Below are 26,081 nucleotides of genomic sequence, written 5' to 3'. Positions count from 1 at the left end.
CGCATTGGCATGGTTTGCCCTTATTCCTTTGACAAGCCCGGCGGGGTGCAGTCGCACGTGCTCGATCTCGCGCGCGTCTTCCGCGCCCGCGGGCACGACGTGCGGGTGCTGGGGCCGGCGTCGGCGAGCACTCCACTGCCAACATGGGTGAGGCGCGGCGGGCTTGCGGTACCCCTGCGCTACAACGGTTCGGTGGCGCGCATCGCCTTCGGGCCGCAGGTGAGCCGAGTGACCCGAGAATTCCTGCGGAACGGCAACTTCGACGTCCTGCACGTGCACGAACCGAACTCTCCCAGCTACTCCATGGTGGCGACCCGACTGGCGCGGGGGCCAATTGTTGCGACCTACCACGCGTCCGCCCGTAGCTCCTACGCGCTGAGGTTCGCGCTGCCCATGCTGCGCGGAAATTTGGAGAAGATCCGCGGCGGGATCGCGGTGAGCGAGCTTGCGAGGCGCTGGCAAGTGGAGCAAGTGGGGACGGACCCGATTGTCATCCCGAACGGGGTGGATACGGCGCTGTTCCGTGGAGCGCGAGAATCGGCGGACAGGTGGAAGGCCAACGCCCACACGGACGCGATGGAAATCGTGTTTCTGGGCAGGCTGGATGAACCGAGGAAGGGGTTGGGGACCTTTTTGGGTGGTGTGGAAAAGCTTGGTCTTCCGGTACGGGTGACGGTGATGGGTGCGGGGCACCACCGGCCGGTGCCGGGGGTGCGGTTCGTCGGCGCGGTGAGCGACGCGGAAAAGGCGGCGATCCTCGGGCGCGCGGACATTTTCGTCGCGCCAAACACGGGCGGGGAGTCCTTCGGCATCGTGCTGGTAGAGGCGATGGCCGCCGGCTGCGCCGTGGTGGCGAGTGACTTGGAGGCATTCGCGCGCGTGTGCGGCGCTGATACTGCGCACCCCGCAGGGGTGCTGTTTCCCGTCGGCGACGAGGACGCGCTCGCAGACTGCCTTCGCGCGCTCGTTGCAAACCCGCAGCTGCGCAGGCAGTTGGTTGCGCGCGGCACGCAGCGAGCCCGCGAGTACGACTGGGCTACCGTGGCCGATCGGATCATGGCGGTCTACGAGACGGTGGCGCCGGTCGGGCCCGGGGCGGCAGAGAAGGTGTCGGTGCGATGACCTGGCTAGCAGTGTGCGCTGCGGTGGCGGTCACCGCGTTCCTTGCCTGGGCGTACTTCACGGCGCAGCGGCTTGACCGGTTGCACATGAGGGTGGACCGCACCCGTGACGCGCTGCAGGCGGCGCTCGACAGGCGGTGCGCTGTCGTCGCGGCGACACTGCCCGCGCTGCGCGATCAGGCGCGGGCAACGGAGGAAGTGCGGCTGGACCCGCGAGACATTGCACACCGTCTCCGGCGGGAGGACGCGCTGTCCGTGGCGCTCACGCGCGTGCAGAAAGAGTGCGCGGGGAGCGCACCGGAGGTTGCACACTCCCTCCGTGACGCGGAGACCCGCGTCTTCCTCGCGCTGCGTTTTTACAACGAGGCGGTGTCAGACACGCGGGCGTTGCGGCTGCGTCCACTTGTGCGCGCGCTGCACCTCGGCGGTACCGCGGCACTGCCGGAATACGCAACGATGACCGAGCTGGAGGGCCCCGCCCCCGCGCGAAATGCGTAAGGTCGTGTCACATGAGCGCTACACTTTCGAACCTTTCGGAGTCCCCGACCTACATCCAGCGCATCCTGGATCTTGAGCGATGTGACGGAAACGAGCCAGACACCTTCCGCGGTGCGGCAATGCACTCGGACCATTTCGTCCGCACGTTTGGAGGACACGTCGCTGGTCAAGCGCTCGTGGCCGCCACGCGCACAGTGGAGGGTAAAAAGGTCCACTCGCTGCACGGATACTTCCTGCGCCCCGGGGACGCGAACGCGGAAACCGAGTATCGCGTCGGCCGCCCGCGCGACGGCCGCAGTTTTGCCACCCGCACCGTCGAGGCACTCCAGGGCGGGGAAGTGCTCTTCTCCATGCAAGCCAGCTTCCACCGCGCCGGCGATGAAGGCCCGGAGCACTCGGACGAGATGCGAGCGGTTCCCGCGCCGGACGAGCTGCCCGCCGAGGCGACAGTGCCCAACCTTGGGCCAGGGTCGCGCCACGACCTCAACGAGTGGGACATCCGCGTGGTGCCGCCGGAGATGTACTCGCCGAACCAATACACCACGAGCCAACAGGTGGTGTGGTTCCGATCGACGAGGAGGTTGCCGGACGAGGACACGTTCCACGCGTGCACGCTGACCTATATGTCAGACATGACGCTGCTGCACTCGGCGCTCGCCGCGCACCCCGGCCACCAGGTCCAGCTGGCCTCGCTGGACCACGCGGTGTGGTTCCTGCGTCCGTTCCGGGCCGACGAGTGGCTGCTCTACGACCAGATCTCGCCGTCTGCGCACGCCGGCCGGGCCTTGACCCACGGCCGCATCTTCGACCAGCAGGGGCGCCTGGTCGCCGTGGTGGTGCAGGAGGGGCTGACGCGCAACCTTCGCGAGGGCGCCCACGCCGTGCCCGAGCGGGATCCTCGCCCGGAACCAAAGTAGCGCCCCAAGCAGGCCCCCGGAACGGGGTGAGCGGGAGACACGTATACTAAGCCAAGTTCATCTACTCGCGACGAAAAAGGGGTGCCAGATGTCGGGCCACTCAAAGTGGGCTACTACCAAGCACAAGAAGGCTGCGAACGACGCGAAGCGTTCCAAGCTGTGGGCGAAGTTGATCAAGGACATCGAGGTGGCCGCTCGTACGGGCGGCGGCGATCCTGCAGGCAACCCAACGCTCGATGACATGATCAAGAAGGCCAAGAAGGCCTCGGTGCCGGGCGACAACATCGAGCGCGCCCGCAAGCGCGGCTCCGGTGAGGAAGCTGGCGGCGCGAACTGGGAGTCTGTGATGTACGAGGGCTACGGCCCGAACGGCATCGCGCTGCTCATCGAGTGCTTGACCGACAACCGCAACCGCGCGGCTACTGAGGTCCGTACCGCGATGACCAAGAACGGCGGCAACATGGGCGATTCCGGCTCCGTTGCTTACATGTTCAAGCGCACCGGCATCGTCACCATGAAGAAGGGCGAGCTGACCGAGGACGATGTGCTCATGGCTGTGCTCGACGCTGGCGCCGAGGAAGTCAACGACCTGGGTGAGGAGTTTGAGGTCGTTTGCGAACCCTCCGATACGCAGGCCGTGCGCGACGCGCTCAAGGCTGAGGGCATCGAGGTCGAAGGCGCGGATCAGGACTTCCGCGCAGACATCGAGGTCGACGCCGACGTCGCCGCCGCGAAGAAGACCCTCAATCTCATCGATGCGCTCGAGGATTCGGACGACGTGCAGAACGTGTACACCAACATGAATATCTCCGACGAGGTCGCCGCCCAGCTGGACGACTAGCCTCCGCAGCGCAGCCCCGCCGCGCGCCCGACTCGTACGGGTGCCCGGCGGGGCTTTCGCGCTTATCGACGCCCTGTGGTAGAACATTTGTGTTAGATGGTTCATTGCTCGTGGGAGGTTGGAATGCAGCTCGAGGGGCTCCGCGTCATGGGGATTGACCCAGGCCTGACCCGGTGCGGCCTTTCCGTGGTGCAGGCCGGGCGAGGTCGCCAGATCTTTCCCATCTCGGTAGGAGTGGTGCGCACCCCGTCCGACGCGGACCTCTCCGAGCGCCTGCTGCGCCTGTCGCGCGCGGTCTCGGAGTGGATGGACGAGTACCGCCCAGACGTGATCGCCATGGAACGTATTTTTGAGCGCGGCAACGTCTCCACCGTCATGCACACCGCCCACGCGGTCGGTGTCCTCGTCCTCGCGGCGGCGGAGCGTGGCATCGCCGTGCATATGTACACCCCGTCCGAGGTGAAGAAGGCCATTTCCGGCAACGGACGCGCGGACAAAAAGCAAATGACGGTAATGATTACCCGTATCCTTGGGCTTTCGGAGCCGCCGAAGCCCGCGGACGCGGCGGACGCGCTGGCCATCGCGGTGTGCCACTGCTGGCGGGCCCCGCTGCTCGCACGGAGCGCGCACGCTGAGCGGCTGGCCCAGGCGCAGCGCACAAGGACAAAGGAGAAGGCATGATTGATTCCCTCAACGGCGAGGTCATCTCGATCGGGTTGGACCACGCGGTCATCGAGTGCGCCGGCGTCGGCTACCGCTTCTTGGCAAGCCCACCCACGCTGGCTGCGCTGACCCGCGGCGAGCAGCGCCGCGTGCTCACCTCCATGGTGGTCAAAGACGACGGCGTGACGCTCTACGGCTTCGCTGACGACGACGCGCGAGAGATGTTCCACCGCATGCAAAGCGTCACGGGACTCGGGCCCAAGTTGGCGCTCGCCGCGCTTTCCGTCTTCAGCCCCGCTGAGTTGGCCACCCACATCGCGGAGCAAAACGCCAAGCGCATCCAAACGATTCCCGGCGTGGGGAAGAAGATGGCGGACCGCATCGTGCTCGAGCTCAAGGACAAAGTTGCCACCCTTGCTGCTCCCGAGCAGGAGGCACCCGCCCCCGCCGCCACAACCTCGTTCGCCACGGAGCAGGTCGTCGAGGCGCTCGTTGGACTCGGATTCCCGGAGCGCAGCGCCCGCCCGGTCGTCGACGCGATCGCGGCAGAGCAGCCGGACGCGGCCAGCTCCGCGCTCCTGCGCGCGGCCCTGACCCAGCTGGGCAAGAAGTGAGGCCCCAATGTCAGATGTAGAAAAGACCGAATTTTCCCTCCCGGATAGCATGGCGCGCCCGGGCAATTCGCTTATCGACGCCACTTCGCAACCCGAAGAGCGTGACGCCGAAAAGTCGTTGCGCCCGAAATCCATCAGCGAGTTCATCGGCCAACCGAAGGTCCGTGAGCAGCTGGGCCTGGTCCTCGCCGGGGCACGCAGCAGGGACGTCACCCCGGACCACATTCTGCTATCCGGCCCGCCGGGCCTGGGGAAGACGACGATGGCCATGATCATCGCGCAGGAACTGGGGACCTCGCTGCGCATGACCTCCGGCCCAGCACTGGAGCGCGCGGGCGATCTGGCGGCGATGCTGTCCAACCTCATGGAGGGCGACGTCCTCTTCATTGACGAGATCCACCGGATCGCCCGCCCGGCCGAGGAGATGCTCTATATGGCGATGGAGGATTTCCGGATTGACGTGATCGTCGGCAAGGGCCCCGGCGCCACGTCGATCCCCCTGGAGATCCCGCCGTTTACCCTCGTCGGCGCGACGACTCGCGCCGGAATGCTCACCGGACCGCTGCGCGACCGCTTCGGGTTTACCGCGCAAATGGAGTTCTACGACGCCGAGGACCTGACCAAGGTGGTCACCCGCGCGTCCTCCATTTTGGGAGTGAGCATCGACGAGGACGCGGCGGTGGAGATCGCCTCGCGCTCGCGCGGCACGCCGCGTATTGCCAACCGCCTCCTGCGCCGCGTGCGGGACTGGGCCGATGTGAACGGCGACGGCCACGTGGACCTCGCGGCCGCGCAGGCGGCGCTGGCGGTGTTTGACGTGGACGAGCGTGGCCTTGACCGCCTCGACCGTGCCGTGCTGGACTCGCTCATCCGTGGCCACGGTGGTGGGCCGGTGGGTGTGAACACCTTGGCCATCGCGGTCGGCGAGGAGCCGTCGACCGTCGAGGAGGTCTGCGAGCCCTACCTCGTGCGCGCTGGGTTGATGGCGCGGACGGGCCGCGGCCGCGTCGCCACGGCGGCAGCTTGGCAGCACCTGGGCATCACGCCGCCTCCGGAAGCGCCGGGCCAGCTCAACCTCTCGTAGGCACACCTGCGGCCTATGAAACAATGGGCGCATGGAAATTGTTTACATCCTCATCGTCCTGGCCATCTTCTTGCTCCCGTCGCTGCTGATGATGCGCAGCCAGAAGAAGCGTCAACGCCAGATGCAGGAGATGCAACGCTCGATTGCTCCCGGCGACCGGATTGTCAACGTCGCCGGTTTCCACTGCACCGTGGTGGAGAACGACGGCGAGACGCTGCAGGTGGAGCTGGCCCCGAACGTCGTGGCCACGATGGAAACCGCGGGCGTGATGAAGCGCGTGGACCCGCAGGGTTCCACCCAGGCAGACGTGCCGGCCGACGCCGAATAGCCAGCGCACCTGGCGCCCAGCCCGACGCCTCCCAAATACCGGGGGAGGGGTCGGGCACCAATTTTTTGCCCTCATGCCGTAGCATAATCCGTTGTGCAAGTGCCGGACACCCGTCTCGGGTGCCCTGGGCAGCAAAGATCAAAGAACAGCAGAGGAGTCAGCTCAGTGTCCTCAAACACTCGGCGTTCCGGCGAAATGAGATCAAAACGTACGTGGCCAGGCAAAGCCCTGGCGCTGTTTTTGCTCATCGTCATCGGCGTGTACGCATTAGTCTTCTTTACCGGCGACAAGTCGGCATCGCCGAAGCTCGGCATTGACCTGCAGGGCGGTACCCGAGTCACCCTCGTTCCGCAGGGTGAGGAGCCAACGCGCGAGCAGCTTAACGACGCCCGCCGTATCCTGGAGAACCGCGTCAACGGCATGGGCGTCTCCGGCGCGACCGTCGTGGTGGACGGCAACACGATCGTCATCACCGCCGCCGGCGACGACACCTCCGAGGTCCGCAACATCGGCCAGACCTCCCAGCTGCTGTTCCGCCCTGTGGAGGAGATGCCGTCCCCAGATGCCGCCGCAATTGGCCCGGCAGTGTTGGACATGGCAAACCAGTGGGTCAAGTACGGCGTGATGACGAAGGACGAGGCGCAAGGGCTCCTCGACCAGTCGATGGGCGGCCAGGACGGCCAGCCGAACCCGAATACGCCGAAGATCGAAGCCGATCCGCTGCCCGAGCCCGAGGGGCCGGTTGAGGCTGCGGACCGCCGCTCCGAGGTGACGGAGATGCTCCGCGAGTCCCGCCAGTCCGACGACCCGACGAAGCAGTTCGCTTCCTACATCCTCCTGTCGCAGAAGTGCGCCACCCAGGAAGTCGACCCGCTCGCGGGTACCGACGCAGAGGACCGCCCCCTGGTCGCCTGCGATTCCTCGACGCGCCAGCCGCTGCTCCTCGGCGAGGTACCGCTGCTTGAGGGCGTGACCGAGGAAGACGGTCCGCGCCTGACCGGCGAGCAGATCGACACCGCCCGCCCGATTACCGGCGGCTACAACCCGCAGAGCTCGCAGATGGAGATCAGCTTTGCGTTTAGCCAGAACGGCGACGTCAATGGCTCTTCTACCTGGGCTGCACTGACCAGCGAGATGATTGGCAAGCAGATCGCCATCACCCTGGACTCCCAGGTCATCTCCGCACCGCAGATCCAGGGCGCGACCCCGGTCGGCTCCGCCACCGCCATCACCGGCGACTTCACGCAGGAAGAGGCCGAGGGGCTGGCCAACAACCTCCGCTACGGTGCGCTGCCGCTGTCCTTTGCCGGTGAAAACGGCGAGCCGGGCGGCACCGCGCTGACCGTCCCGCCGTCACTCGGCCTGGCCTCGCTCAAGGCGGGCCTGTACGCCGGCCTGGTTGGCTTGGCACTGGTCGCCCTGTTCGTGTTTGCGTACTACCGCCTGTACGGCCTGATTTCGCTGGCCACCCTGGCGGTCTCCGGCGTCCTGGTCTATGGGTCCCTGGTGCTGCTCGGTCGCTGGATCGGCTACTCGCTGGACCTGTCCGGCATCGCCGGTCTGATCATCGGTATCGGTACGACGGCCGACTCCTTCGTGGTGATCTACGAGCGCATCAAGGATGAGGTCCGCAAGGGCAAGACGTTCCGCTCCGCCACGGCGTCCGGCTGGGACCGCGCAAAGGAGACCGTGGTGACCGGCAACATGGTCACCCTCATCGGTGCGGTGATCATCTACTTCCTGGCTGTGGGCGACGTGAAGGGCTTCGCGTTCACCATGGGTCTGACCACGGTGTTCGACCTCCTCGTCACCTTCCTGGTCACCGCGCCGCTGCTCATCCTGGCGTCCCGCAGTAAGTTCTGGGGCAGGCCGTCCGTCAGCGGTATGTCCAAGGTGTTTGCCACTGCGAACAGGAAGAAGCACACTGACACAGACAAGGACACTGACACAGCTCGGACCAAGGCCGCCGAATCGACAGGGTCGACGGTGGTTGAGGTCGGCGGGGGAAGCGTCGATAAGCAACTGGCCCCCTCTCGCGACGACTCTGAGGAGAAGTAACCATGACGAGTTCTATTGCGAACACCGCGCCTGCGGCTCAGCTGGACCGGCGCGAGCGGCTGCACACCGAGGACGGCGCGATCGACTTCGTCGGACGCCGGAAGCTCTGGTACTCCATCACCCTCGGCCTGCTGGTCGTCGCCGTCGTGGCGATGCTGGCGCGCGGGTTCAACCTGGGTATCGACTTTGAGGGCGGCACGAAGATGTCCATGCCCGCTGGCGACCTCGTCGCCGAGGAAGTCGAGGACACGTTTGTTGACGCCACCGGGGTGACCCCGGAGCTGACGCAGATCGTCGGCGCTGGTGACGCGCGCACCCTGGAGATCAATTCCGAGCACCTGAGCCAGGAGCAGATCGACCAGGCTCGCCAGGCAATCTTTGAGCAGTACCAGCCGAAGGACGAGAAGGGCGACGTTACCGCGAACGCGATCGGTGACTCAACCGTGTCCGAGTCGTGGGGCGACACGATTACTCAGCGCATGCTGCTGGCAATGCTCGTGTTCGTCATCGCCGCGGCCGTGTACGTGGCAGTGCGCCTGCAGCGCGAGATGGCGTTGGCCGCGCTGGCCGCGCTCGTGGTGGACGCCGTCCTCATTATGGGCTTCTACGCGCTCTTCGGGCTCGAGGTCACCCCGGCGATGATCATCGGCCTGCTCACGGTGCTCACCTTCTCTCTTTATGACACGGTCATCGTGTTTGACAAGGTGAAGGAGAATACCTCCGGAATCCTTGATTCGCGCAGGTCCACCTACGCGGAGCAGGCGAACCTGGCGATCAACCAGACCGTGATGCGTTCTATCTCCACCACCGTGATTTCCGCGCTGCCGATTATTGCGCTGATGATCGTGGCGGTGTGGATGCTCGGCGTGGGTACGCTGCGCGACCTGGCGCTCATCCAGCTCATCGGTGTGATTGAAGGCGTGTTCTCGTCGCTGTTCCTGGCGACCTCGCTGCTGGTGACCTTCATCGAGCGCCGGAAGACGTTCCGCGACCACAACGCGTCGGTGCAGGCGTTCCGCAACGGTGACACCGCCGAGCACGGTGAAGGTGCTGAGGGCGCTGAGGGCCTTGAGGGCACTGTGGCGGAGCATGGGAAGCGCACCGTCGGCTCCATTTCCCAGCGCACCTCCGGCGAAGCTGACGCCGCTGGCAAGGGTGCCGGGGCGGACTCGTTCGGCGACACGCCGGGCGGGGCCGCGACCTGGAGGCCGGGGCGCTAGACAGAAGGGGAGTCACGCAGTGCCACAGCACGGGAGAACACACCGGAAAGCAGACGGAACACGGCGCGCACATCAGGTGGGCCGAGGCGCGGTCGCGTCGCTGAGCGCAGCTTGCCTATTGGCGGGGACGCTCACGGCGTGTAGCGGCGGAGACGAGGACCCGAACGGGAAGCTCGACGAGCAGCACTTCGGGTACCAGGTGTCCGGTCCGCTCCTCACCACCAACGCCGGCAGCCTCGAGGGCACGTCCACGCAGGCGCACCGCCTGTCTGGCCGTCTGTACCCGGGCGTGTTCGTGCCGGGGCCGGGCGGTGAGATGATCCCCAACACGGACCTGATCAGTGCGCAGCCCCTCCCAGGCCCGCAGCGCCGCGTAACCTATACCATCTCGGACAACGCCGTCTTCTCCGACGGAACGCCGGTGACGTGCACCGACTACCTCCTCGCGTTTACGGCGGGACAGCACCCCGAGATCTTCGGGTCGCACCTTCCGCTTTTCGACGACACCGAGTCTCTCGACTGCACCTCGGGCAGTAAGACCTTCACCGTGGTGTTCAAGGAGGGCCGCGGGGACCGGTGGCAGGACCTCTTCGGTGCCGGCACCGTGCTGCCCGCGCACGCTGTAGCGCGGAAAGCGGGGAAGAGCGTCGAGGAGCTCAACGCTGCGCTGCAATCCGAGGATCCCGCACAGCTCGCCCCGATTGCGCAGATCTGGCACCACGGGTTCGACTTTGCGCAATTCGATCCGGAACTTCAGGTTTCTTTTGGCCCGTACGTGATTGAGAGCTACGGCGCTCAGGGAGAAGTGAACCTGATTGCCAACGAGCACTACTACGGCGACCGGCCGGCGATCGATCACCTCGTTATCTGGCCTGGCACCGCGGACAGCGGCGAGCTGTACCGCGGGGGCGGGCTCAAGGTCGCAGACCTGGACGACCCGAACCCGGAGTGGTTTGACGTGAACGCCGAGCACAACCAGGTCGACATCTCCACGGTGGTCGGGCAGCTCTCCGAGATGCTCACCTTCCCTGAGACCGGGGTCTGGGCCATTCCGGAGAACCGGCAAGCACTGTCGCGGTGCCTTGACCCTCGCGGCGTGGCGGCCGTTTCGAGCGAGCACGCCGGCGTGCAGGTTCCGCCCGCCCCGGTCCACGTGCTGCAGCAAGACGATCCGCTCACCTCCCGCGTGGAGGACGTGGCGGCGCCCTTCATGGACGTCAATATCGACGCAGCGAGCGTTTTGAGCGGGACGGAGGTGCGCGTGGCGTACCCGTACCCGAATGCCCGCCAGGCCGCGATGGTCGAGGCAATGCGCCGCAGTTGCGAGCCCGCCGGCGTGAACATCGTGGACGTGACGGGGGAGGGCAAAACGCTGGCGGATCTGCCGCACCTTGCCACCAACGAACAGGGTATGCAGTTTGTCACCGACGGCGAGGTCGACGCGCTGCTGCGCCCGGTCGACCCGATGAAGGAGTACCCCGCCGCAGCAAACCAGGGCAACCAGGTGGGCAGCCTGCGCGCCCAGGAGCACGCGCTGTGGGAGCAGCTGCCTTCGGTGCCGCTGGCCGCGCAGCCCCGCACGTTCGCTGTGAACCGCGGTGTGGGCAACGTCGTGCCGTACACCGGTCTGGCGGGAATCGGCTGGAACATGGACCGATGGCGCATCATGCCGCAGGATGCAATACCATCGTCATCTGGTGGGCAGCAATAGTTCCCGCTGCCAGAATTCACTCCGTACCAACACTCTGAAAACGAGGATGCCCCGGCCCATGGCTAAGACAGACAACAAGTATTCGTCCGCGCAGGAAGCGCTCGCTGATAAGGTGCGCCGCGTACCCGACTTTCCAGCTGAGGGCGTGTTGTTCGAAGATCTCACCCCGGTGCTTGCCGACGCCGACGCGCTCAACGCCGTCATCCGCGAAATGGCTGAGGCCAGCAAGCAGCTCGGCGGTGACCTCATCGGCGGTTTGGATGCCCGCGGTTTCCTGCTCGGCTCCGCTGTCGCCTTTGACATGGGCGTTGGCATCCTGGCCATCCGCAAGCAGGGCAAGCTGCCGCCGCCGGTGATCACCCAGGAGTACCAGACCGAGTACAGCACCGCGGCGCTCGAGATCCCCGAAGACGGCATGCAGCTTGAGGGGAAGCGCGTCGTGCTTGTCGACGATGTCCTTGCCACCGGTGGCACGCTCGTGGCTGCCACCAACCTCATCGAGCGCGCAGGCGGCAAAGTCGTCGGCTACGTGGTCGTGCTCGAAGTCGACGGGCTCGGCGGCCGCGAGCGCCTCGGCGACGCCCCGTTGGTGGTTTTGGACGACGGAGGGCGCTGAAGCGACTAGAATCAGACTCTTACACTGAGTTTCGTTTCGGTGTGCAGTCTGGTTCAGAGTCTGGCGGGAGGCCCCGGTGTCGCAAGAGAAAACTTCTAAGCGCTCAGGTCAAACGGTGCGTAGCGTCTCCGCGCGGCTGGCGCGCTCGCTCACGGGCGGCGGGCGCCCGAAGATTAACCCGGTCCTGGACCCGCTGCTATCTATTCACCGGAAATACCACCCGAAGGCCAGCGTCGAGCTGCTCAACCGCGCCTATGGGACCGCCGAGCGCCTGCACGAGGGCGTGTTCCGCAAATCCGGCGACCCCTACATCACGCACCCGCTTGCCGTGGCGACGATCTGCTCCGAGATCGGCATGGACACCACCACCGTGGTCGCGGCGCTGCTGCACGACACGGTGGAGGACACCGACTACACCCTGGACGACCTCACGGCTGACTTCGGTCCGGAGGTGGCCCGCCTGGTAGACGGAGTGACCAAGCTGGACAAGGTGGAGCTGGGCAAGGCCGCAGAAGCGGAGACGATCCGGAAGATGATCGTCGCCATGGCGAAGGACCCGCGCGTGCTGGTGATTAAGGTGGCGGACCGCCTGCACAATATGCGCACGATGCGCTTCCTCCCACCCGAGAAGCAGGCGAAGAAGGCGAAGGAGACGCTCGACGTCATCGCGCCGTTGGCACACCGCCTCGGCATGGCCTCGGTGAAGTGGGAGCTGGAGGACCTGGCCTTTGCCATCCTGTACCCAAAGAAGTACGAGGAGATCGTCCGCCTCGTGGCGGAACGGGCCCCCTCGCGCGACCGGGCGCTTCAAGAGCTCACGGAACAGATCCAGTCCGAGCTCAAGGCGAACGGGATTGAGGCCGAGGTGATGGGGCGCCCGAAGCACTATTGGTCCATCTACCAGAAGATGGTGGTGCGAGGCCACGAGTTTAACGAGATCTTTGACCTGGTTGGCATCCGCGTCCTGGTGGATACGGTGCACGATTGCTACGCCGCGGTCGGCGTCGTCCACGCCCTGTACTCGGCCATGCCGGGACGGTTCAAGGATTACATCTCCAACCCGCGCTTCGGCGTGTACCAGTCGCTGCATACCACGGTGATGACGGACACTGGTCGCCCGCTCGAGGTGCAGGTGCGAACCCACGACATGCACTACAACGCCGAGTACGGTGTCGCCGCGCACTGGCGCTACAAGGAGACGAAGGGCTCCCACAAGGGCAACCAGAACGAAGTGGATGAGATGGCGTGGATGCGCCAGCTGCTGGATTGGCAGAAGGAGGCGGCCGATCCGGACGAGTTCCTCGATTCGCTGCGCTACGACCTGACCAGCCAGCAGCTGTTCGCGTTCACCCCGAAGGGCGACGTGGTAAACCTGCCAGCGGGGTCGACCCCGGTCGACTTCGCCTACGCTGTGCACACGGAGGTGGGGCACCGGTGCATCGGTGCGAAGGTCAACGGCAAACTCGTGGCCTTGGAGACCGAGCTGGAATCCGGCGACCGCGTAGAGATCTTCACCTCCAAGGACCAGAACGCCGGCCCGAGCCGGGACTGGCAGGACTTCGTGGTCTCGCCGCGCGCGAAGACGAAGATCCGCCAGTGGTTTGCCAAGGAGCGCCGCGAGGAGCACCTGGAGGCCGGGCGCGACGCGCTGACTGCGGAGGTGCAGCGCGGAGGGCTGCCCATGTATCGCCTGTTCACGGCTGAGTCGATGCGCAGGGTGGCCAAGCAGCTGCACTACCCGGATGTGGACGCCCTGTATACCGCGATCGGAGCCGGTCACGTCTCCGCGCAGCACGTGGGCAAAATGTTCGTCGACCTGTTTGGCAACGAGGAGGACGCGGTCGATGCGCTCGCGGACCGCGCCCCGATGTCGGAACTGGTGCGGCGGGAGTCGCGCGAGTCCGCCAGCGGTATCCTCGTGCAGGGGAGCCCAGACGTCATGGCGAAGTTGGCCAAGTGTTGTCAACCGGTGCCAGGTGATGAGATCTTCGGCTTTGTCACCCGCGGCGGGGGAGTCTCGGTCCACCGCACCGACTGCACCAATGCGGCCAAGTTGCGTGAGGAGCCGGAGCGGCTTATCGACGTCGCGTGGTCCACAAAAACCACGGCAGGCGGTGCCTCGCTGGCCACCCTCCAGGTCGAGGCACTGGACCGCCACGGGCTGCTCGCAGAGCTCACCGGCGTCATGACGGACCAGAACCTCCCGATCTTGGCGCTGTCTTCCCAGGCTTCGGACGACCGGATCGCTAACGTACGGTTCACCATCGAGGTGTCCGACACGAAGCAGCTGGGCGCGCTGATGAATCAGTTGCGGAACGTGGAGGGCGTCTACGACATCTACAGGGTGACGTCGTAAAGCACGCTCTGCGTGCCGAAGTTGAACAGCGGGTGAATTGTTGGCGACGTCCGCCTTGAATCTCAAGGTCGGCCTGTCACAGTACGTACGTTGTGCTGCGAGCGAGCTGATTTCGCGCTAGAAAACAATGAGACCCCTATTCCACACGCAGAGGAGTTCCAAGTGTTTTCTTTCCGTCGCGCCGGCGCGCTGATCGCCGCAACCACGTCGACCGCGCTGGTGGTCACCGCTGTCCCGGCTTTTGCAGCGGACGATGAGAAGGTGCAGATTAGCATCGCTAACTTCACCGACTTCCACGGCCGCCTCGAGGCGAACCTGTCCACGGACAAGGAAACGGGCGAGGTCACCCCGAAGAAGGGTGACGAGATGGGTGCCGCAAACATCGCCGGCATCATCAACTACCTGCGAGACAAGAACGCCAACACCATCGTCACCAGCTCGGGAGACAACCAGGGCGGCTCGGCGTTCATCTCCGCGATCTCGGACGACAAATACACCATGGACTTTGTCAAGGCCGTTGGCACCGTGGGCTCCGCTGCTGGCAACCACGAGTTTGATAAGGGCTACAAGGACCTGATTGACCGCATCAACCCGGGCACCGGTGACATCCAGCTCGGCGCGAACGTGTTCAAGGAGGACGGCTCCCGCGACCTGGAGGCCTCGAAGATCGTCGAGATTGACGGCGTGAAGGTTGCGCTGGTGGGCACCACCTCCAACCTGACCAAGAGCAAGTCCAGCCCGGATAATGTTGCCGGCCTGAAATTCACCGACTCCTCCGAGCAGGTGAACAAGGAAGCGAAGAAGCTGAAGGATGAAAAGAAGGCCGACGTGGTCGTCGCCCTCATCCACGACCCGGTCGAGACCGGCGCGCCGAAGCTGGACCCGGAGTACGTCGACTTCATGTTCGGCGGCGACAGCCACGTGAACGCGGTCAACGCCGACGCCCCGGTGCCGAACGCACAGTCCTGGGAGTACGGCAAGGTCGTGACGGACCTGGACTTCACCTACAACAAGACCACCGGAGAGATCGAGGCGCCGGCGTTCGAGCAGTACGACGCCGAGTCCCTGGTCACCCTGGACATCACCCCGGACGCTGAGGTGGAGAAGATCGTCGACGAGGCGAAGGCGGAAGCTGGCAAGCTCGGCGAGGAGGTCGTGGCCAACGTCCAGGACACCTACCTGCGTGGCTCCAACCCCGGAGAGAACACCGGCTCGAACCGTGGTACCGAGTCCACCGCGAACAACATGCTCGCTGAGTCCGCGCGTTACGCGATGGACAAGTCGCTCGACGAGCACATCGACCTGGGCATCATGAACGCTGGCGGCGTCCGCGCGGACCTCGAGGCCGGCGACGTGACCTACCAGGAGGCCTTCCAGGTCCAGCCGTTTGGCAACGACATCTCGGTGGCAACCTTGTCCGGCAAGGCCATCAAGGACGCCCTCGAGCGTCAGTGGCAGAGCAAGGAGGACGCCGAGAAGTCCGGCCGCCCACGCCTGGACATGGGCCTGTCCAACAACGTCGCCTACACCTACAACCCGGAGGCTGAGGCCGGCGAGCGCATCACCTCCGTAACCATTGACGGTCAGCCGCTCGAGGACGACAAGGACTACCGCATTGCAGGTTCCTCCTTCCTGTTCGCTGGCGGCGACAACTTTGTGAACCCGGACGACGTCCGCGACCTGCTCAACGTTGGCTACAACGACCTGCAGGCGTTCGTTGACTACCTGAAGTCCGACGAAGTTGGCGTGCGCAAGGGCCAGAAGGACGTCGGCGTGGTCCTGCCGGAGGAGCTGAAGGCAGGCACCACCGCCTCCATCAAGCTCTCCTCCCTCAACTACTCGTCCGAGGGCGAGCCGATGGCAAAGCAGGCCACCGTCACGCTTGGCGACGCCACCGCGACCGCCGACATCGACGCCTCCACCACCAAGGCGGACAACGGCCTGGGTGAGCAGGGCCGCGCGACTGTGGACATCGCCATCCCGGCCGAGGCCGCAGGCGAGCAGACGCTGAGCATCACCACCGACGCTGGCACCGAGCTGACGGTTCCGGTTACCGTGGCGGCTGCTGACCCGAAGCCGTCCGAGGAGCCGGCGCCGAGCGAGAAGCCTGCGCCGTCCGAGGAGCCCAAGCCGTCCGAGGAGCCCAAGCCGTCCGAGGAGCCGACGCCGGGCGACGAGCAGGGTGCGCAGGACGGCAGCACCGCAAACCTGGGCACCATCATGGGCGCCGTTGCAGGTGTGCTCGCCCTCCTCGGCCTGCTGGCCGTCGTCTTCGCTGGTCCGATCGACCAGGTGCTTGGCCCGATCGCAAAGCTTTCCTAGCAGCCTCCCCGTAGGGGACCCAACCTGCCGCAGCGGCGCCGTCCTTCTCTCGATGTTCTGAGAGGGGCGGCGCTTTCGGAGGATGGCACGCTCAGTCCCAGAAGAACGCTCGATCCTGGGGCGGCAGCAGCGATGCCCTGGGCCTCCAACAGGCTCTACCACCCAATCAGCGCCTACTTGACGAGATTGGGTTGACGAAGATGCGAGAAAAAGGGACCGCGACGTCTTCGTCACCCGATTCTCGTCAAGTAGGTCAAACCCGCTCATGACGCCGAGCGAGGCACTCGTTGAGTCGGCGGGCAGGGCAGAGCATCGCAAGCAAAAAGCCCGGCCGCAGGGGCCGGGCTGTGCTCACGCGCCCAAGGGTGCGCGGTGACTCCGCAATTACGCGCGCAGGTACTTGTCCAGGAACGCGAACAGGGTGCCCAGAGCGCCGATGACGGCGGTGAACACTGCGATCCAGTCGCGGATCTCGGACGGGGACATGTCCTTGACGGAGGAACCCTCGTCCTTCTTGTTGTTGTCGCCGGTGTTGACCTTCGGGCCGTTGGACGGCTTGGAGGTCGTGGTCGGCTTCGACTCGGTGGTCTTGGTCGGCTCGGCCTTGGTGGTTTCGGTCGGCTCAGCCTTGGCGGTCGCCGTCGGGGTGGTGGTGCGGGTGGTGACCGTGGTGTCAGCGGTAGCTGCAACTGCGCCGGTGGACATGACAGCTGCTGCGGTTGCGGCGGCGAGGAGGCCCTTGCGGAACTGCATCTGATTCCCTATCTTTCGGAGATCTTCGATTGAACGTTGATTACCTTAGCCAGACACCAAAGGGTACGCAACAGTTTTCCCGGCATTTCTTCAATGTTCTCGCAACGCAAGATGAACTTTAAATGAACTGATCACGTGCGTTTTGTGTCATGTCGGGTGCGCTCAAGAGTGTCTGGCGGCACGAGCAACGATACCAGAAGGTATCGCGCGCGCTACTTGACAGTAGCGGAATTGATCTTGACCTCTTCGGCGGGCGCGCCGTCCTGGCCACCGTCCTGAGTACCCTTCTCGGCGATCGCGTCGAGGGTGTCAAGGCCCTCCTGGTTGATCTGGCCAAAGTAGGTGTACATCGGAGGCAGGATGGAATCGCCGTAGTTGAGGAAGAACTGCGAACCGTTCGTGCCCACGCCAGCGTTGGCCATCGCGATGGAGCCGCGCGGGTAACGCTTCTGATCCTGCTGTAGCGCCATGGACTTGTACTGTTCCTTCTCCTCGTCGGAGACGCCTTCGGGGATCTGGAGTTGGGATTCGTCGACGGACTCGAGGGCCTCGTCGGTGGGGAACTCATTGGCAAATTGGAAGCCAGGTCCGCCCGAGCCGGTGCCGGACGGGTCGCCGCACTGGAGGACCTTGAGGCCTTCGTTGGTGGTCAGGCGGTGGCACACACTGTCGTCGAAGTACTTTTCCGAGGCCAGGTGCTCGATGGCGTTGACGGTACAGGGCGAGACGCTGCGGTCCAGCTCCATGCCGATCGGGCCTGCGCTGGTGTCCAGCTCGATGTTGACCTTGCCCTCCGTGGAGACGTTGTCGGTCTTCGGCTTGCCAGCCTCTGCCTCGCCTTCGCCAGCCTGTGGGCTGTCGTTGTACGAGCAGGACACGGTCGCGGGCAGCGCCGTCGCGCGCTCGGTGGCCACCGCCTCGAACTGGGAGGGGTCGATGCTGGGCTCGGTCTCGGAGGACTCGGCGGCTTCCGAGGAAGCGGTGGTGTCCTGGGCCGTGACGTCATCGTCACCGTCGTTCTGCGTTGCGGCGAAGTAGATGCCACCGCCGACCACGGCAATCACCACTGCGGACAGCGCCGCCACGGTGAGCGGCTTGGACTTCTCCTTGCGGTCGCGGGAATCAAGCTCGCGCTTGAGGTGGGTGAGGGCTTCTTCGCCCCGTTTTTGGTTGTCGGCCACCTGAGATACCTCACTTGTGTGTTGCGTAGCGTCGCTAAGCGCTGGTGCGCTCGGCAGGTGAATTTCGGGGCTTAAGCCTAGCAGTGCTTGGGCCGCCGCTTGCTCAACCCTTGCGAGGCCTGACTCGCGTCCATAGAATCGCGCCCATGGCTACCGTTACTTTTGAAGGCAATGAGACCACTACTTCCGGCGAGCTGCCCAAGGTCGGCGACGCGCTGTCCAACGCAACGCTCGTCGCGGGCGACCTGAGCGAGAAGTCCCTGGCGGACTACTCGGGCAAGCGCCTCGTCCTGAACATCTTCCCGTCCCTGGACACCGGCGTGTGCGCGAACTCCGTGCGCAAGTTCAACGAGCTCGCCGCGTCCCTGGACAACACCGAGGTCCTGTGCATCTCCAAGGACCTGCCGTTCGCGCAGCAGCGTTTCTGTGCCGCCGAGGGCATCGAGAGCGTCGAGGCGCTGTCCGCGTTCCGTTCCTCCTTCGCCGACGACTTCGGCCTGACCCTCGAGGGCTCCCCGCTCAAGGGCCTGTGCGCTCGCGCCGTCGTGGTGACGGACGCTGACCACAAGGTCATCCACACCGAGCTCGTCTCCGAGATCACCACCGAGCCGGACTACCAGGCAGCAGAGGACGCGCTGAAGTAAGCAAGTCTGCTCCCCGCACGCGGGCGTTTCCGGCCACTGGGTCGGGCGCCCGCTTTATTATTGCCGTATGAAGCTTTCAGGTTTTGCCGCAGGCCCGTTCCAAACCAACTGCTACGTGCTCCTTTCGGAGGAGTCACGCGAAGCGGTGGTGATCGACCCCGGAATGGGCGCCTACGAGCCCGTCACTGAGTTTCTCACCCGCGAGCAGGCGACGCTCACCGCCGTGGTCTGCACCCACGGCCACCTTGACCACACCCGGGACGCCGCCCGTTTCGACGTCCCGGTGTACATCCACCCAGACGACGAGTTCATGCTCGACGGTGGCCTCGGCCTACCGGACTCGACCCGCCAGCTCTTCGACGCCGCGTCGATGCAACCCCCGCGCGAGGTGCGCTCGCTTCTCGACGCCCACTCGCTCACCCTCGCCGACACCACCTTTACCGTCCGACACGCCCCCGGGCACTCGCCGGGATGTGTGCTGCTCGTGGAAGACGCAGGGGAGAACAAGACGGGAACGGCGGGGGAGACCGGCCCGCTGGTCTTCTCCGGCGACGTCCTGTTCCGCGGCGCGATCGGCCGCACGGACTTCGAGCACTCGGACCCCGCCGCGATGCGCACGACGCTGCGCGGCCCCGTGTGGGACCTCGACGACGCTTGCGTCGTGCTGCCCGGCCACGGGCCGACCACCGTGATGGGGCAGGAGCGCGCGACCAACCCGTTCCTGCTGCAGGCCAACCCGGACCGCTAAACTTTGAACCCGTGAGTGAATCGAAGAAGACCGAGAAGTTCCAGCCGCTGTCCGCCCCGAAGGGCCTGCCCGATTACGTGCCGCCGCAGTCGGCGACATTCCACCGCGTCCGCGACGAGTTCGCGCGGCAGGCTCACTTGGCCGGGTACCAGCACGTTGAGCTGCCGGTCTTCGAGGACACCACGCTGTTCGCCCGCGGCGTTGGCGAGTCCACAGACGTGGTGTCCAAGGAGATGTACACCTTTACGGACCGTGGCGACCGCTCGGTCACGCTGCGCCCGGAGGGCACCGCGGGTGTGATGCGCGCCGTCATCGAGCACAACCTGGACCGAGGGTACCTGCCGGTCAAGCTGAACTACTACGGCCCGTTCTTCCGCTACGAGCGCCCGCAGGCCGGCCGCTACCGCCAGCTCCAGCAGGTCGGTGTGGAGGCGATCGGTGTGGACGACCCCCTGCTGGATGCGGAGGTCATCGCGCTCGCGGACCGCTGCTTCCGGTCCATCGGTTTGACCGGGTTCCGTCTAGAGCTGACCAGCCTGGGCGACCGCAACTGCCGCCCCGAGTACCGCCAGAAGCTACAGGACTTCCTGTTCTCCCTTCCGCTGGACGAGGAGACCCGCCACCGCGCTGAGATCAACCCGCTGCGCGTGCTTGACGACAAGCGCGAGAAGGTCCGCGAAATGACCGCGGACGCCCCGCTCATGCTCGACTACCTCGATGACGACTGCCGCAAGCACTTCGACCAGGTGCGCGCCTCCCTCGACGAGATGGGCGTGGAGTACGTGGTGAACCCGCGCATGGTCCGCGGCTTGGACTACTACACCAAGACCTGCTTCGAGTTCGTCCACGACGGCCTCGGCGCGCAGTCCGGCATCGGTGGCGGCGGCCGCTACGACGGGCTCATGGCGCAGATCGGTGGCCAGGACCTCTCCGGCATCGGCTTCGGCCTCGGCGTGGACCGCGCCGTGCTCGCGCTCGAGGCGGAGGGCGTCACTCTCGACGGGGTGGATCGCCGCGTCGACGTGTTCGGTGTCGGCATCGGCGAGGCCGCGCAGGCGCGCATGGCAGTGCTTATCGACGCCCTCCGCGCCGCCGGTGTCTCCGCCGACATGGCCTACGGCGGCCGCGGGCTCAAGGGCGCCATGAAGGGTGCCGACCGCGCCGGTGCCAAGTACGCGCTCGTCCTCGGCGACCGCGAGCTGGAGTCCGGCGAGGTCGCGATAAAGGACCTCGCCGCGCACAGCCAGGAGACCGTGGGGCTCAGCGCCGAGGCGGTTATCGCGCAGCTGCGCTAGCACTCAGTGATGTTGACTGGCAGCCCGAGCTGGACTGCCAGGCCGCCCATCGAGGTCTCCTTGTACTTGGTCATCATGTCGCGGCCGGTCGTCGCCATGGTCTCGACGACGTCGTCGAGGGTGACGATGTTGGTGCCGTCGCCAAGCTTGGCCAGCCGGGCTGCGTTAATCGCCTTTACCCCGCCGATGGCGTTGCGCTCGATGCACGGGACTTGCACCAGGCCGCCGACCGGGTCGCACGTGAGGCCGAGGTTGTGCTCGAGCGCGATCTCGGCCGCGTTCTCAATCTGCGCCGGCGTACCGCCAAGGACCGCGCACATGCCGGCGGCGGCCATCGCGGAGGCTGAGCCGACCTCGCCCTGGCAGCCGACCTCGGCTCCGGAGATCGACGCGTTTGTCTTGATGATGATGCCCACCGCACCAGCGGTGAGCAGGAAGTTTCGCGCCTGCTCCTGGGTGAACGCGCCGTCGGTGAAATCGCGGCAGTAGTGCATCACCGCGGGGATGATGCCGGCGGCACCGTTCGTGGGCGCGGTGACGACCTGGCCGTGGGCGGCGTTTTCCTCATTCACGGCAAGCGCGTAGAGGTTGACCCATTCCATGGCGTCGAGGCCGCGGGCAGTGGATTCCTCGTACTCCGCGGTGAGCAGGCGGTGGAGGCGGTGGGCGCGGCGCTTCACGCCGAGGCCGCCAGGCAGGGTGCCCTCGGTCTTCAACCCGTGGGCGACGCATTCCTGCATGACGTCCCAGACGGCGTCGAGGTGGGCGTCGAGAAGCGCTTTGCCATGCAGCGCCTCTTCGTTGGCGCGCACGAGCTCGGCGATGGACAGGCCGCTTTCTTCACAGAGTGCGACGAGGGTCTTCGCGTCGTTGAACTCGTACGGCGCGGGCTCGTTGTCGCGGACGGTGGCCACACCGGCTTCGTTGCGGTGCTCCTCCATGCCGGTGCGGTCCAGGATGAAGCCGCCGCCGACGGAGTAGTACTCCTTGCGGGTGGCGATGCGGTTGCCGTCGGCGTCCCAGGCGTCAAAGATGAGGCAGTTCGGGTGCTGCGAGACCGGAGTGGGGTTAAACGCCACCTCGTACTCGACCTCGCCGGCAGAGCCCGAGATCATACCGCGTTCGGGCACCGGGTCCCCGGGTTTCGGGGCGATGTCGGCAGACGTGGTCGTGGGGGTGTAGCCAACCAGGCCGAGCAGCGTTGCGCGGTCGGTGCCGTGGCCCACACCAGTGGCGGCGAGGGAGCCGCGCAGTTCTACGCGGACGAATGCGGGCAGTACGCCGAGTTGTTCAACGAACGCGAGGGATGCGCGCATCGGGCCCACCGTGTGCGAAGACGACGGACCGATACCGATGCTGAAAAGGTCAACGACGCTAACAGTATTGTGGGGCATGCGCGCGATGATACCGCATCGTGGGATTAGCTCCGCGTCCCCGTGTGGCCTTCCAACAGCAGGGAAACCGGGGCGAAATCTTCGGCAGGGTCCGTGCCGGTGCGGCGAGTGACGCCCTCCGGCGGGCCGCTCAATCCTTCGACCGCGCCGTTGGTGGTGACGATGAGCGCTGCGAGCTCGCTGGCAGCGCGGCTGATCCGCCGCTGGAACGAGGCGCCGTTGGCATCGCCGAAGTCAGCAGTGGCGGCGAAAAGTGAGGTGGGGACCACCGTCGCGTGCAGGTACGTGAGCAGCGGGCGCAGCGCGTATTCGGTGACGAGGGAATGGCGCTCGGAGCCGGCTGTCGCGGCGACGATGGTGGGCATGTCGGTCAACGCGTTGGGGTCGAGGGCGTCGAAGAACATCTTGAACAGGCCGCTGTAGCTGCCCTGAAACACCGGGGAGACCGCGACGAGGGCGTCGGCGGCGGAGATGTCTCGTTTGACCTGATCAAGCCTGGCGGAGGGCATCCCGGTGAGCATGAGCTGCGTGAGCTCGGTGGCGTACTCGCGGACCTCGATCGTGGTGACCTCGAGGTCTTCGCCACGCCCGCCGACGGCGGAGCGGACCGCCGCCGCGATCTCATCCGCCACCTGTCTCGTGGTGGACGGCTGCGACAGACCTGCGGTGACTACCATGAGCTGCTTCATGCTGTGGTGGGTGCTCCTTCGCTACATTGCCCGGCTATTCGTGCTCGGATTGCTCCTGTGCTTCTCCGGGTGAAACGCGAAAGTGCGCCAGATTCTTCCCATCGCGCTTTGCACGTGCGAGGGACGCAAACGTGGGCGGGTCGCTCGGAACGTGGACCGGGCGGCGCGCTTCCATCCTTCTGCGCAGCTCAGGGACCACTTCCGTGCCGAGGCGCTCGATCTGGTGGAGGACCACCTCGAGTGGGAGCCCGGCGTGGTCAATGAGGAACAGCTGGCGCTGGTAGTCCCCGACCCAGTCAGCGAACTGCATTGTGCGCTCGATGACCATCTCGGGAGTGCCGACGGTCAGCGGGGTGATGTCGGTGAACTCTTCCAGCGAGGGCCCGTGGCCGTAGACGGGCGCGTTGTTAAAGTAGGGGCGGAACTCGCGTTTCGCCTGTTCCTCGGAATCCGCGATGTACACCTGGCCACCGAGCCCGACGATGGCCTGATCCGCCGCGCCGTGCCCGTAGGCGGCGAAGCGCCGACGGTAGATGCCCACCATCTTCGCGGTGTGCTCCTTGTTCCAAAAAATATTGTTGTGGAAGAACCCGTCGCCGTAGTACGCCGCCTGCTCGGCGATCTGCGGCGAGCGGATGGACCCGTGCCACACGAATGGCGGCACGCCCTCAAGCGGCGCGGGCGTGGTGGTAAACCCGTGCAACGGGGTGCGGAACGTGCCCTCCCAGTTGACGTTCTGCTCGCGCCATAGCCTGCGCAGGAGGTGGTAGTGCTCCACCGCGAGCGGGATGCCCTTGCGGATGTCCTTGCCAAACCAGGGGTAGACGGGGCCGGTGTTACCGCGCCCGAGCATGAGGTCCATGCGGCCATCCACCAGGTTCTGCAGGAAGGAGTAGTCCTCGGAGAGCCTGACCGGGTCCGTGGTGGTGATCAGCGTGGTTGCCGTGGAGAGCAGGATGCGGGAGGTCTTCGCACCAATGTAAGCCAGGTGAGTCGTTGGGGAGGACGGGACGAACGGCGGGTTGTGGTGCTGGCCTGTGGCGAAGACATCGAGCCCGACCTTCTCGGCCTTCAGCGCGATCTGCGTCATCGCGTCGATCCGCTGTTTCTCGGTCGGGGTCGCGCCGTTGGTGGGGTCCGCGGTGACGTCGCCGATGGTAAAGACGCCGAACTGCATCCGTGGGTGTCCTTTCCGTTGATCGTCGCGGTTAGCGGGCCGCCAGCAGGGCAGGAATGTCGGTGGCCACCAGTACCGCGAAGGGACGCTGGCTGGACGCGCCTGACTCGGTGATGATGGCCAGGCGGGGGAGCGCGCCGCTGTCCAACGGCGTGGTCAGCGCATCAACGGCCACTGCGGCGGTGACGGAGCGCGACAGGAAGACCGGCTGGTCGTGCTGCCCCGACAGATCGAGCACCTGCTTGACCGTGGTCGGGGTGAGGTGGTTGTTCGCGTCCAGTTCGCCCGCCACCCAGCGAGCCAGCGCGTTGGTGGTGAGCAACCCGACGCAGGCACCGGCGTCGTAGACAGGGAACTGCCTGTGGCCGGTCTCCCGCAGCGCGCGCAGCGGCTCCCGGATGTCATCGTCCGGGGCGAACGTAATCACGGCTTGCGTCTGGACCACTTCGAGGGCCAGCGCCGGGGTGAGCAGCGCGTCGCGCAAACGCTCAATCTCTTCCACCGTCTCCTGCAGCGGCTCTGCAATGGGGCGCAGGTCGCGGTACTCGCCGTGTGAGATCGCGTTGCGCAGCTCCGCGTACTCCACAAGCAGGTCAGCTTGGTCGCGGCTCACCACGCCCTTCTTCGCCGCCTGCCTGGTCATCCACTTGAAGGAGTCCGACTTTTTTGCTCCTAACTCCTCGCGCAGGAAGCCTTCAATGGCGTTGAACGCGGCCATAAACGGCACAGCGCGGTTGGCGCGGTTCTGGGGGGATGACGTTTCGCTCATGCCCACGAGGGTAGCGGTGGTGGCACGTGGGCGTCGATAAGCGATGTGGCTCTAGGCGTCCTGGTAGACGCCGCGGTTGAGCGTGTCGCAGGCGGACATCTGGCCGGTGGTGTAGCCGGACTTGAAGGCCTCGGCGCGCTGCTCGGAGGAGCCGTGGGTCCAGGAATCCGGATCCACATCGCCGCCGGACTTGCGCTGGATGCTGTCGTCGCCGATCGCCTGCGCGGTCTGAATTGCCTGGTTAAGCTGCTCGTCCGTAATCGGCTCGAGCGCCGCGTCCGGCCCCTCGGAGGCGTGCTTGGCCCAGATACCGGCGTAGCAATCGGCCTGGAGCTCGATGGCCACGGCGGCGGAGTCCTCGCCAGGGTTCTTGTAATCGCTCAGGCCCAGGGTGCCCTCGAGGTTCTGGATGTGGTGGCCCATCTCGTGCGCGGTGACGTACTCCTGGGAGAGCGCGCCGTTGGAGCCGCCTAGCTGGCCGAGCTGCTCAAAGAAGGACACGTCGAGGTAGGCAGTGGTGTCGTTCGGGCAGTAGAACGGGCCGGTATCGGCCGTTGCGTACCCGCAGCCAGTGCTGACATCGCTGCGGAACAGGTTGATGTCAGCGGGGGTGTACTCAATGTTCGCCTGTGCTGGCAGGACTTCGGCCCACACCTGGTCGACCGAGCGGGCGGTGGCCTCCGCGCGGCAGTCGTCGTACTCGTTCGCCGCGCCCGGGGCATCGCAGTGGCTCAGGTCGTAGTCGCCCTGGGCGCCGGGGCTTTGCTGGGACTGGCCCTGCGGGTCCGAAGAGCCGCCGGTGAGCCCGCCCAGGCCGCCGTTGAGGAAGAACACAATAGCCAGGAGAATGATCGTGCCGATACCGCCGCCGCCCACGGCGATGGGGATGCCGCCGCCTCCAGCCCGGCCGCTGCCGGAACTCGTCTGCGCGCGGCGGCCTTGGCCCTGACCAAAATCATTCTTAAACGTCATGCTGCAAATCTTGCCAAAAAACCGCGTGCAGCGCTGCATCCCCGCGCCTGTGCCGTGCAGAGAAGAAGCGAAACGGGGCGCTTCAACGCTTGACGACGCCTACGGGTAGA

At 65.8% G+C, this 26,081-nt stretch carries 24 protein-coding genes; 17 read left to right on the top strand and 7 right to left on the bottom strand.

Going from position 1 to position 26,081, the window contains the following annotated elements:
- Positions 1-9: 9 nt before the first annotated feature.
- The 14 genes from CKJ85_RS06225 (at position 10) to CKJ85_RS06160 (ending at position 16,349) form a co-directional block, all read left to right on the top strand.
- Positions 10-1,122 (top strand): glycosyltransferase family 4 protein, encoded by a 1,113-nt coding sequence (locus CKJ85_RS06225; RefSeq protein ID WP_276289691.1) that lies wholly within the window; start codon positions 10-12, stop codon positions 1,120-1,122.
- Positions 1,119-1,619 carry a hypothetical protein gene (locus CKJ85_RS06220; RefSeq protein ID WP_095276279.1) on the top strand — a complete coding sequence of 167 codons (501 nt, stop codon included), beginning with the start codon at positions 1,119-1,121 and terminating at the stop codon, positions 1,617-1,619. The genes CKJ85_RS06225 and CKJ85_RS06220 overlap by 4 nt, the downstream gene beginning before the upstream one ends.
- An 11-nt stretch (positions 1,620-1,630) precedes the next feature.
- Entirely contained in the window at positions 1,631-2,536 is a 906-nt protein-coding gene (locus CKJ85_RS06215; RefSeq protein ID WP_095553761.1) for an acyl-CoA thioesterase II, read from the top strand.
- 88 nt (positions 2,537-2,624) lie between these two features.
- Positions 2,625-3,377, top strand: a complete 753-nt coding sequence (locus CKJ85_RS06210) for a YebC/PmpR family DNA-binding transcriptional regulator (protein ID WP_095276283.1) — start codon at positions 2,625-2,627, stop codon at positions 3,375-3,377.
- Between the two features lie 123 nt (positions 3,378-3,500).
- The gene (gene ruvC, locus CKJ85_RS06205; protein ID WP_095548135.1) at positions 3,501-4,058 is read left to right on the top strand and encodes a crossover junction endodeoxyribonuclease RuvC; all 558 of its coding nucleotides are present in this window, start codon (positions 3,501-3,503) and stop codon (positions 4,056-4,058) included.
- A complete protein-coding gene (gene ruvA, locus CKJ85_RS06200) occupies positions 4,055-4,654 on the top strand; it encodes a Holliday junction branch migration protein RuvA (RefSeq protein WP_095276289.1) in 600 nt (199 codons plus the stop codon). The genes ruvC and ruvA overlap by 4 nt, the downstream gene beginning before the upstream one ends.
- Before the next feature lie 7 nt (positions 4,655-4,661).
- Positions 4,662-5,738, top strand: a complete 1,077-nt coding sequence (ruvB, locus tag CKJ85_RS06195; RefSeq protein WP_095553760.1) for a Holliday junction branch migration DNA helicase RuvB — start codon at positions 4,662-4,664, stop codon at positions 5,736-5,738.
- A gap of 31 nt (positions 5,739-5,769) precedes the next feature.
- Positions 5,770-6,066 (top strand): preprotein translocase subunit YajC, encoded by a 297-nt coding sequence (gene yajC / locus CKJ85_RS06190; RefSeq protein WP_095553759.1) that lies wholly within the window; start codon positions 5,770-5,772, stop codon positions 6,064-6,066.
- A 195-nt stretch (positions 6,067-6,261) separates the two neighbouring features.
- Positions 6,262-8,124: a protein translocase subunit SecD gene (gene secD, locus CKJ85_RS06185; protein ID WP_095553776.1), complete on the top strand. Its 1,863-nt coding sequence runs from the start codon at positions 6,262-6,264 to the stop codon at positions 8,122-8,124.
- A 2-nt stretch (positions 8,125-8,126) separates the two neighbouring features.
- Positions 8,127-9,344: a protein translocase subunit SecF gene (gene secF, locus CKJ85_RS06180; protein WP_095553758.1), complete on the top strand. Its 1,218-nt coding sequence runs from the start codon at positions 8,127-8,129 to the stop codon at positions 9,342-9,344.
- A gap of 118 nt (positions 9,345-9,462) precedes the next feature.
- The gene (locus tag CKJ85_RS06175; RefSeq protein ID WP_095553757.1) at positions 9,463-11,055 is read left to right on the top strand and encodes an ABC transporter substrate-binding protein; all 1,593 of its coding nucleotides are present in this window, start codon (positions 9,463-9,465) and stop codon (positions 11,053-11,055) included.
- Positions 11,056-11,113: 58 nt separating this feature from the next.
- Positions 11,114-11,671 carry an adenine phosphoribosyltransferase gene (locus tag CKJ85_RS06170; RefSeq protein WP_095545803.1) on the top strand — a complete coding sequence of 186 codons (558 nt, stop codon included), beginning with the start codon at positions 11,114-11,116 and terminating at the stop codon, positions 11,669-11,671.
- A 76-nt stretch (positions 11,672-11,747) separates the two neighbouring features.
- On the top strand, positions 11,748-14,027 hold the full coding sequence (locus tag CKJ85_RS06165) for a bifunctional (p)ppGpp synthetase/guanosine-3',5'-bis(diphosphate) 3'-pyrophosphohydrolase (protein ID WP_095553756.1): 2,280 nt from the start codon (positions 11,748-11,750) through the stop codon (positions 14,025-14,027).
- A gap of 162 nt (positions 14,028-14,189) precedes the next feature.
- On the top strand, positions 14,190-16,349 hold the full coding sequence (locus tag CKJ85_RS06160) for a 5'-nucleotidase C-terminal domain-containing protein (protein ID WP_095553755.1): 2,160 nt from the start codon (positions 14,190-14,192) through the stop codon (positions 16,347-16,349).
- 384 nt (positions 16,350-16,733) lie between these two features.
- Here the strand turns inward: CKJ85_RS06160 and CKJ85_RS06155 are convergent, their stop codons facing one another.
- Positions 16,734-17,102, bottom strand: a complete 369-nt coding sequence (locus tag CKJ85_RS06155) for a hypothetical protein (protein ID WP_095553754.1) — start codon at positions 17,100-17,102, stop codon at positions 16,734-16,736.
- A 212-nt stretch (positions 17,103-17,314) separates the two neighbouring features.
- Positions 17,315-18,283 (bottom strand): peptidylprolyl isomerase, encoded by a 969-nt coding sequence (locus CKJ85_RS06150; RefSeq protein ID WP_095553753.1) that lies wholly within the window; start codon positions 18,281-18,283, stop codon positions 17,315-17,317.
- Positions 18,284-18,429: 146 nt separating this feature from the next.
- Here CKJ85_RS06150 and tpx point away from each other — a divergent pair, with 146 nt between their 5' ends.
- The 3 genes from tpx (at position 18,430) to hisS (ending at position 20,970) form a co-directional block, all read left to right on the top strand.
- A complete protein-coding gene (gene tpx / locus CKJ85_RS06145; RefSeq protein WP_095553752.1) occupies positions 18,430-18,927 on the top strand; it encodes a thiol peroxidase in 498 nt (165 codons plus the stop codon).
- 67 nt (positions 18,928-18,994) lie between these two features.
- Positions 18,995-19,675: an MBL fold metallo-hydrolase gene (locus CKJ85_RS06140; protein ID WP_095553751.1), complete on the top strand. Its 681-nt coding sequence runs from the start codon at positions 18,995-18,997 to the stop codon at positions 19,673-19,675.
- An 11-nt stretch (positions 19,676-19,686) separates the two neighbouring features.
- Entirely contained in the window at positions 19,687-20,970 is a 1,284-nt protein-coding gene (gene hisS / locus CKJ85_RS06135; RefSeq protein ID WP_095553750.1) for a histidine--tRNA ligase, read from the top strand.
- Here hisS and CKJ85_RS06130 read toward each other — a convergent pair.
- The 5 genes from CKJ85_RS06130 to CKJ85_RS06110 are packed head-to-tail and all read right to left on the bottom strand — an operon-like array spanning position 20,967 to position 25,971.
- Positions 20,967-22,364 carry an L-serine ammonia-lyase gene (locus tag CKJ85_RS06130; RefSeq protein WP_095553749.1) on the bottom strand — a complete coding sequence of 466 codons (1,398 nt, stop codon included), beginning with the start codon at positions 22,362-22,364 and terminating at the stop codon, positions 20,967-20,969. The genes hisS and CKJ85_RS06130 overlap by 4 nt on opposite strands.
- Positions 22,365-22,390: 26 nt before the next feature.
- Positions 22,391-23,053, bottom strand: a complete 663-nt coding sequence (locus CKJ85_RS06125; RefSeq protein WP_095553748.1) for an FMN reductase — start codon at positions 23,051-23,053, stop codon at positions 22,391-22,393.
- A 34-nt stretch (positions 23,054-23,087) separates the two neighbouring features.
- A complete protein-coding gene (locus CKJ85_RS06120) occupies positions 23,088-24,230 on the bottom strand; it encodes a CE1758 family FMN-dependent luciferase-like monooxygenase (protein ID WP_095276333.1) in 1,143 nt (380 codons plus the stop codon).
- 31 nt (positions 24,231-24,261) lie between these two features.
- On the bottom strand, positions 24,262-24,999 hold the full coding sequence (locus tag CKJ85_RS06115; RefSeq protein WP_095553747.1) for a CBS domain-containing protein: 738 nt from the start codon (positions 24,997-24,999) through the stop codon (positions 24,262-24,264).
- Positions 25,000-25,050: 51 nt separating this feature from the next.
- Positions 25,051-25,971, bottom strand: a complete 921-nt coding sequence (locus tag CKJ85_RS06110) for a neutral zinc metallopeptidase (RefSeq protein WP_095276752.1) — start codon at positions 25,969-25,971, stop codon at positions 25,051-25,053.
- Positions 25,972-26,081 lie beyond the last annotated feature (110 nt).

It is taken from the genome of Corynebacterium sp. NML 150383 (genome assembly GCF_002285085.1).
Taxonomy (GTDB): Bacteria; Actinomycetota; Actinomycetes; order Mycobacteriales; family Mycobacteriaceae; genus Corynebacterium; species Corynebacterium gottingense.
This window is presented reverse-complemented; position numbering and strand designations above follow the sequence as displayed.

Excerpts from the sequence above, each read along its gene's own strand:
- CKJ85_RS06215 (WP_095553761.1), top strand. The coding sequence starts at position 1,631 with ATGAGCGCTACACTTTCGAACCTTTCGGAGTCCCCGACCTACATCCAG.
- tpx (WP_095553752.1), top strand. The coding sequence starts at position 18,430 with ATGGCTACCGTTACTTTTGAAGGCAATGAGACCACTACTTCCGGCGAG.
- CKJ85_RS06155 (WP_095553754.1), bottom strand. The coding sequence starts at position 17,102 with ATGCAGTTCCGCAAGGGCCTCCTCGCCGCCGCAACCGCAGCAGCTGTC.
- ruvA (WP_095276289.1), top strand. The coding sequence starts at position 4,055 with ATGATTGATTCCCTCAACGGCGAGGTCATCTCGATCGGGTTGGACCAC.
- CKJ85_RS06170 (WP_095545803.1), top strand. The coding sequence starts at position 11,114 with ATGGCTAAGACAGACAACAAGTATTCGTCCGCGCAGGAAGCGCTCGCT.
- CKJ85_RS06220 (WP_095276279.1), top strand. The coding sequence starts at position 1,119 with ATGACCTGGCTAGCAGTGTGCGCTGCGGTGGCGGTCACCGCGTTCCTT.
- CKJ85_RS06120 (WP_095276333.1), bottom strand. The coding sequence starts at position 24,230 with ATGCAGTTCGGCGTCTTTACCATCGGCGACGTCACCGCGGACCCCACC.
- secD (WP_095553776.1), top strand. The coding sequence starts at position 6,262 with ATGAGATCAAAACGTACGTGGCCAGGCAAAGCCCTGGCGCTGTTTTTG.
- CKJ85_RS06125 (WP_095553748.1), bottom strand. The coding sequence starts at position 23,053 with ATGAAGCAGCTCATGGTAGTCACCGCAGGTCTGTCGCAGCCGTCCACC.
- CKJ85_RS06225 (WP_276289691.1), top strand. The coding sequence starts at position 10 with ATGGTTTGCCCTTATTCCTTTGACAAGCCCGGCGGGGTGCAGTCGCAC.
- CKJ85_RS06130 (WP_095553749.1), bottom strand. The coding sequence starts at position 22,364 with ATGCCCCACAATACTGTTAGCGTCGTTGACCTTTTCAGCATCGGTATC.
- CKJ85_RS06210 (WP_095276283.1), top strand. The coding sequence starts at position 2,625 with ATGTCGGGCCACTCAAAGTGGGCTACTACCAAGCACAAGAAGGCTGCG.
- CKJ85_RS06140 (WP_095553751.1), top strand. The coding sequence starts at position 18,995 with ATGAAGCTTTCAGGTTTTGCCGCAGGCCCGTTCCAAACCAACTGCTAC.
- yajC (WP_095553759.1), top strand. The coding sequence starts at position 5,770 with ATGGAAATTGTTTACATCCTCATCGTCCTGGCCATCTTCTTGCTCCCG.
- secF (WP_095553758.1), top strand. The coding sequence starts at position 8,127 with ATGACGAGTTCTATTGCGAACACCGCGCCTGCGGCTCAGCTGGACCGG.
- ruvC (WP_095548135.1), top strand. The coding sequence starts at position 3,501 with ATGCAGCTCGAGGGGCTCCGCGTCATGGGGATTGACCCAGGCCTGACC.
- CKJ85_RS06115 (WP_095553747.1), bottom strand. The coding sequence starts at position 24,999 with ATGAGCGAAACGTCATCCCCCCAGAACCGCGCCAACCGCGCTGTGCCG.
- CKJ85_RS06110 (WP_095276752.1), bottom strand. The coding sequence starts at position 25,971 with ATGACGTTTAAGAATGATTTTGGTCAGGGCCAAGGCCGCCGCGCGCAG.
- ruvB (WP_095553760.1), top strand. The coding sequence starts at position 4,662 with ATGTCAGATGTAGAAAAGACCGAATTTTCCCTCCCGGATAGCATGGCG.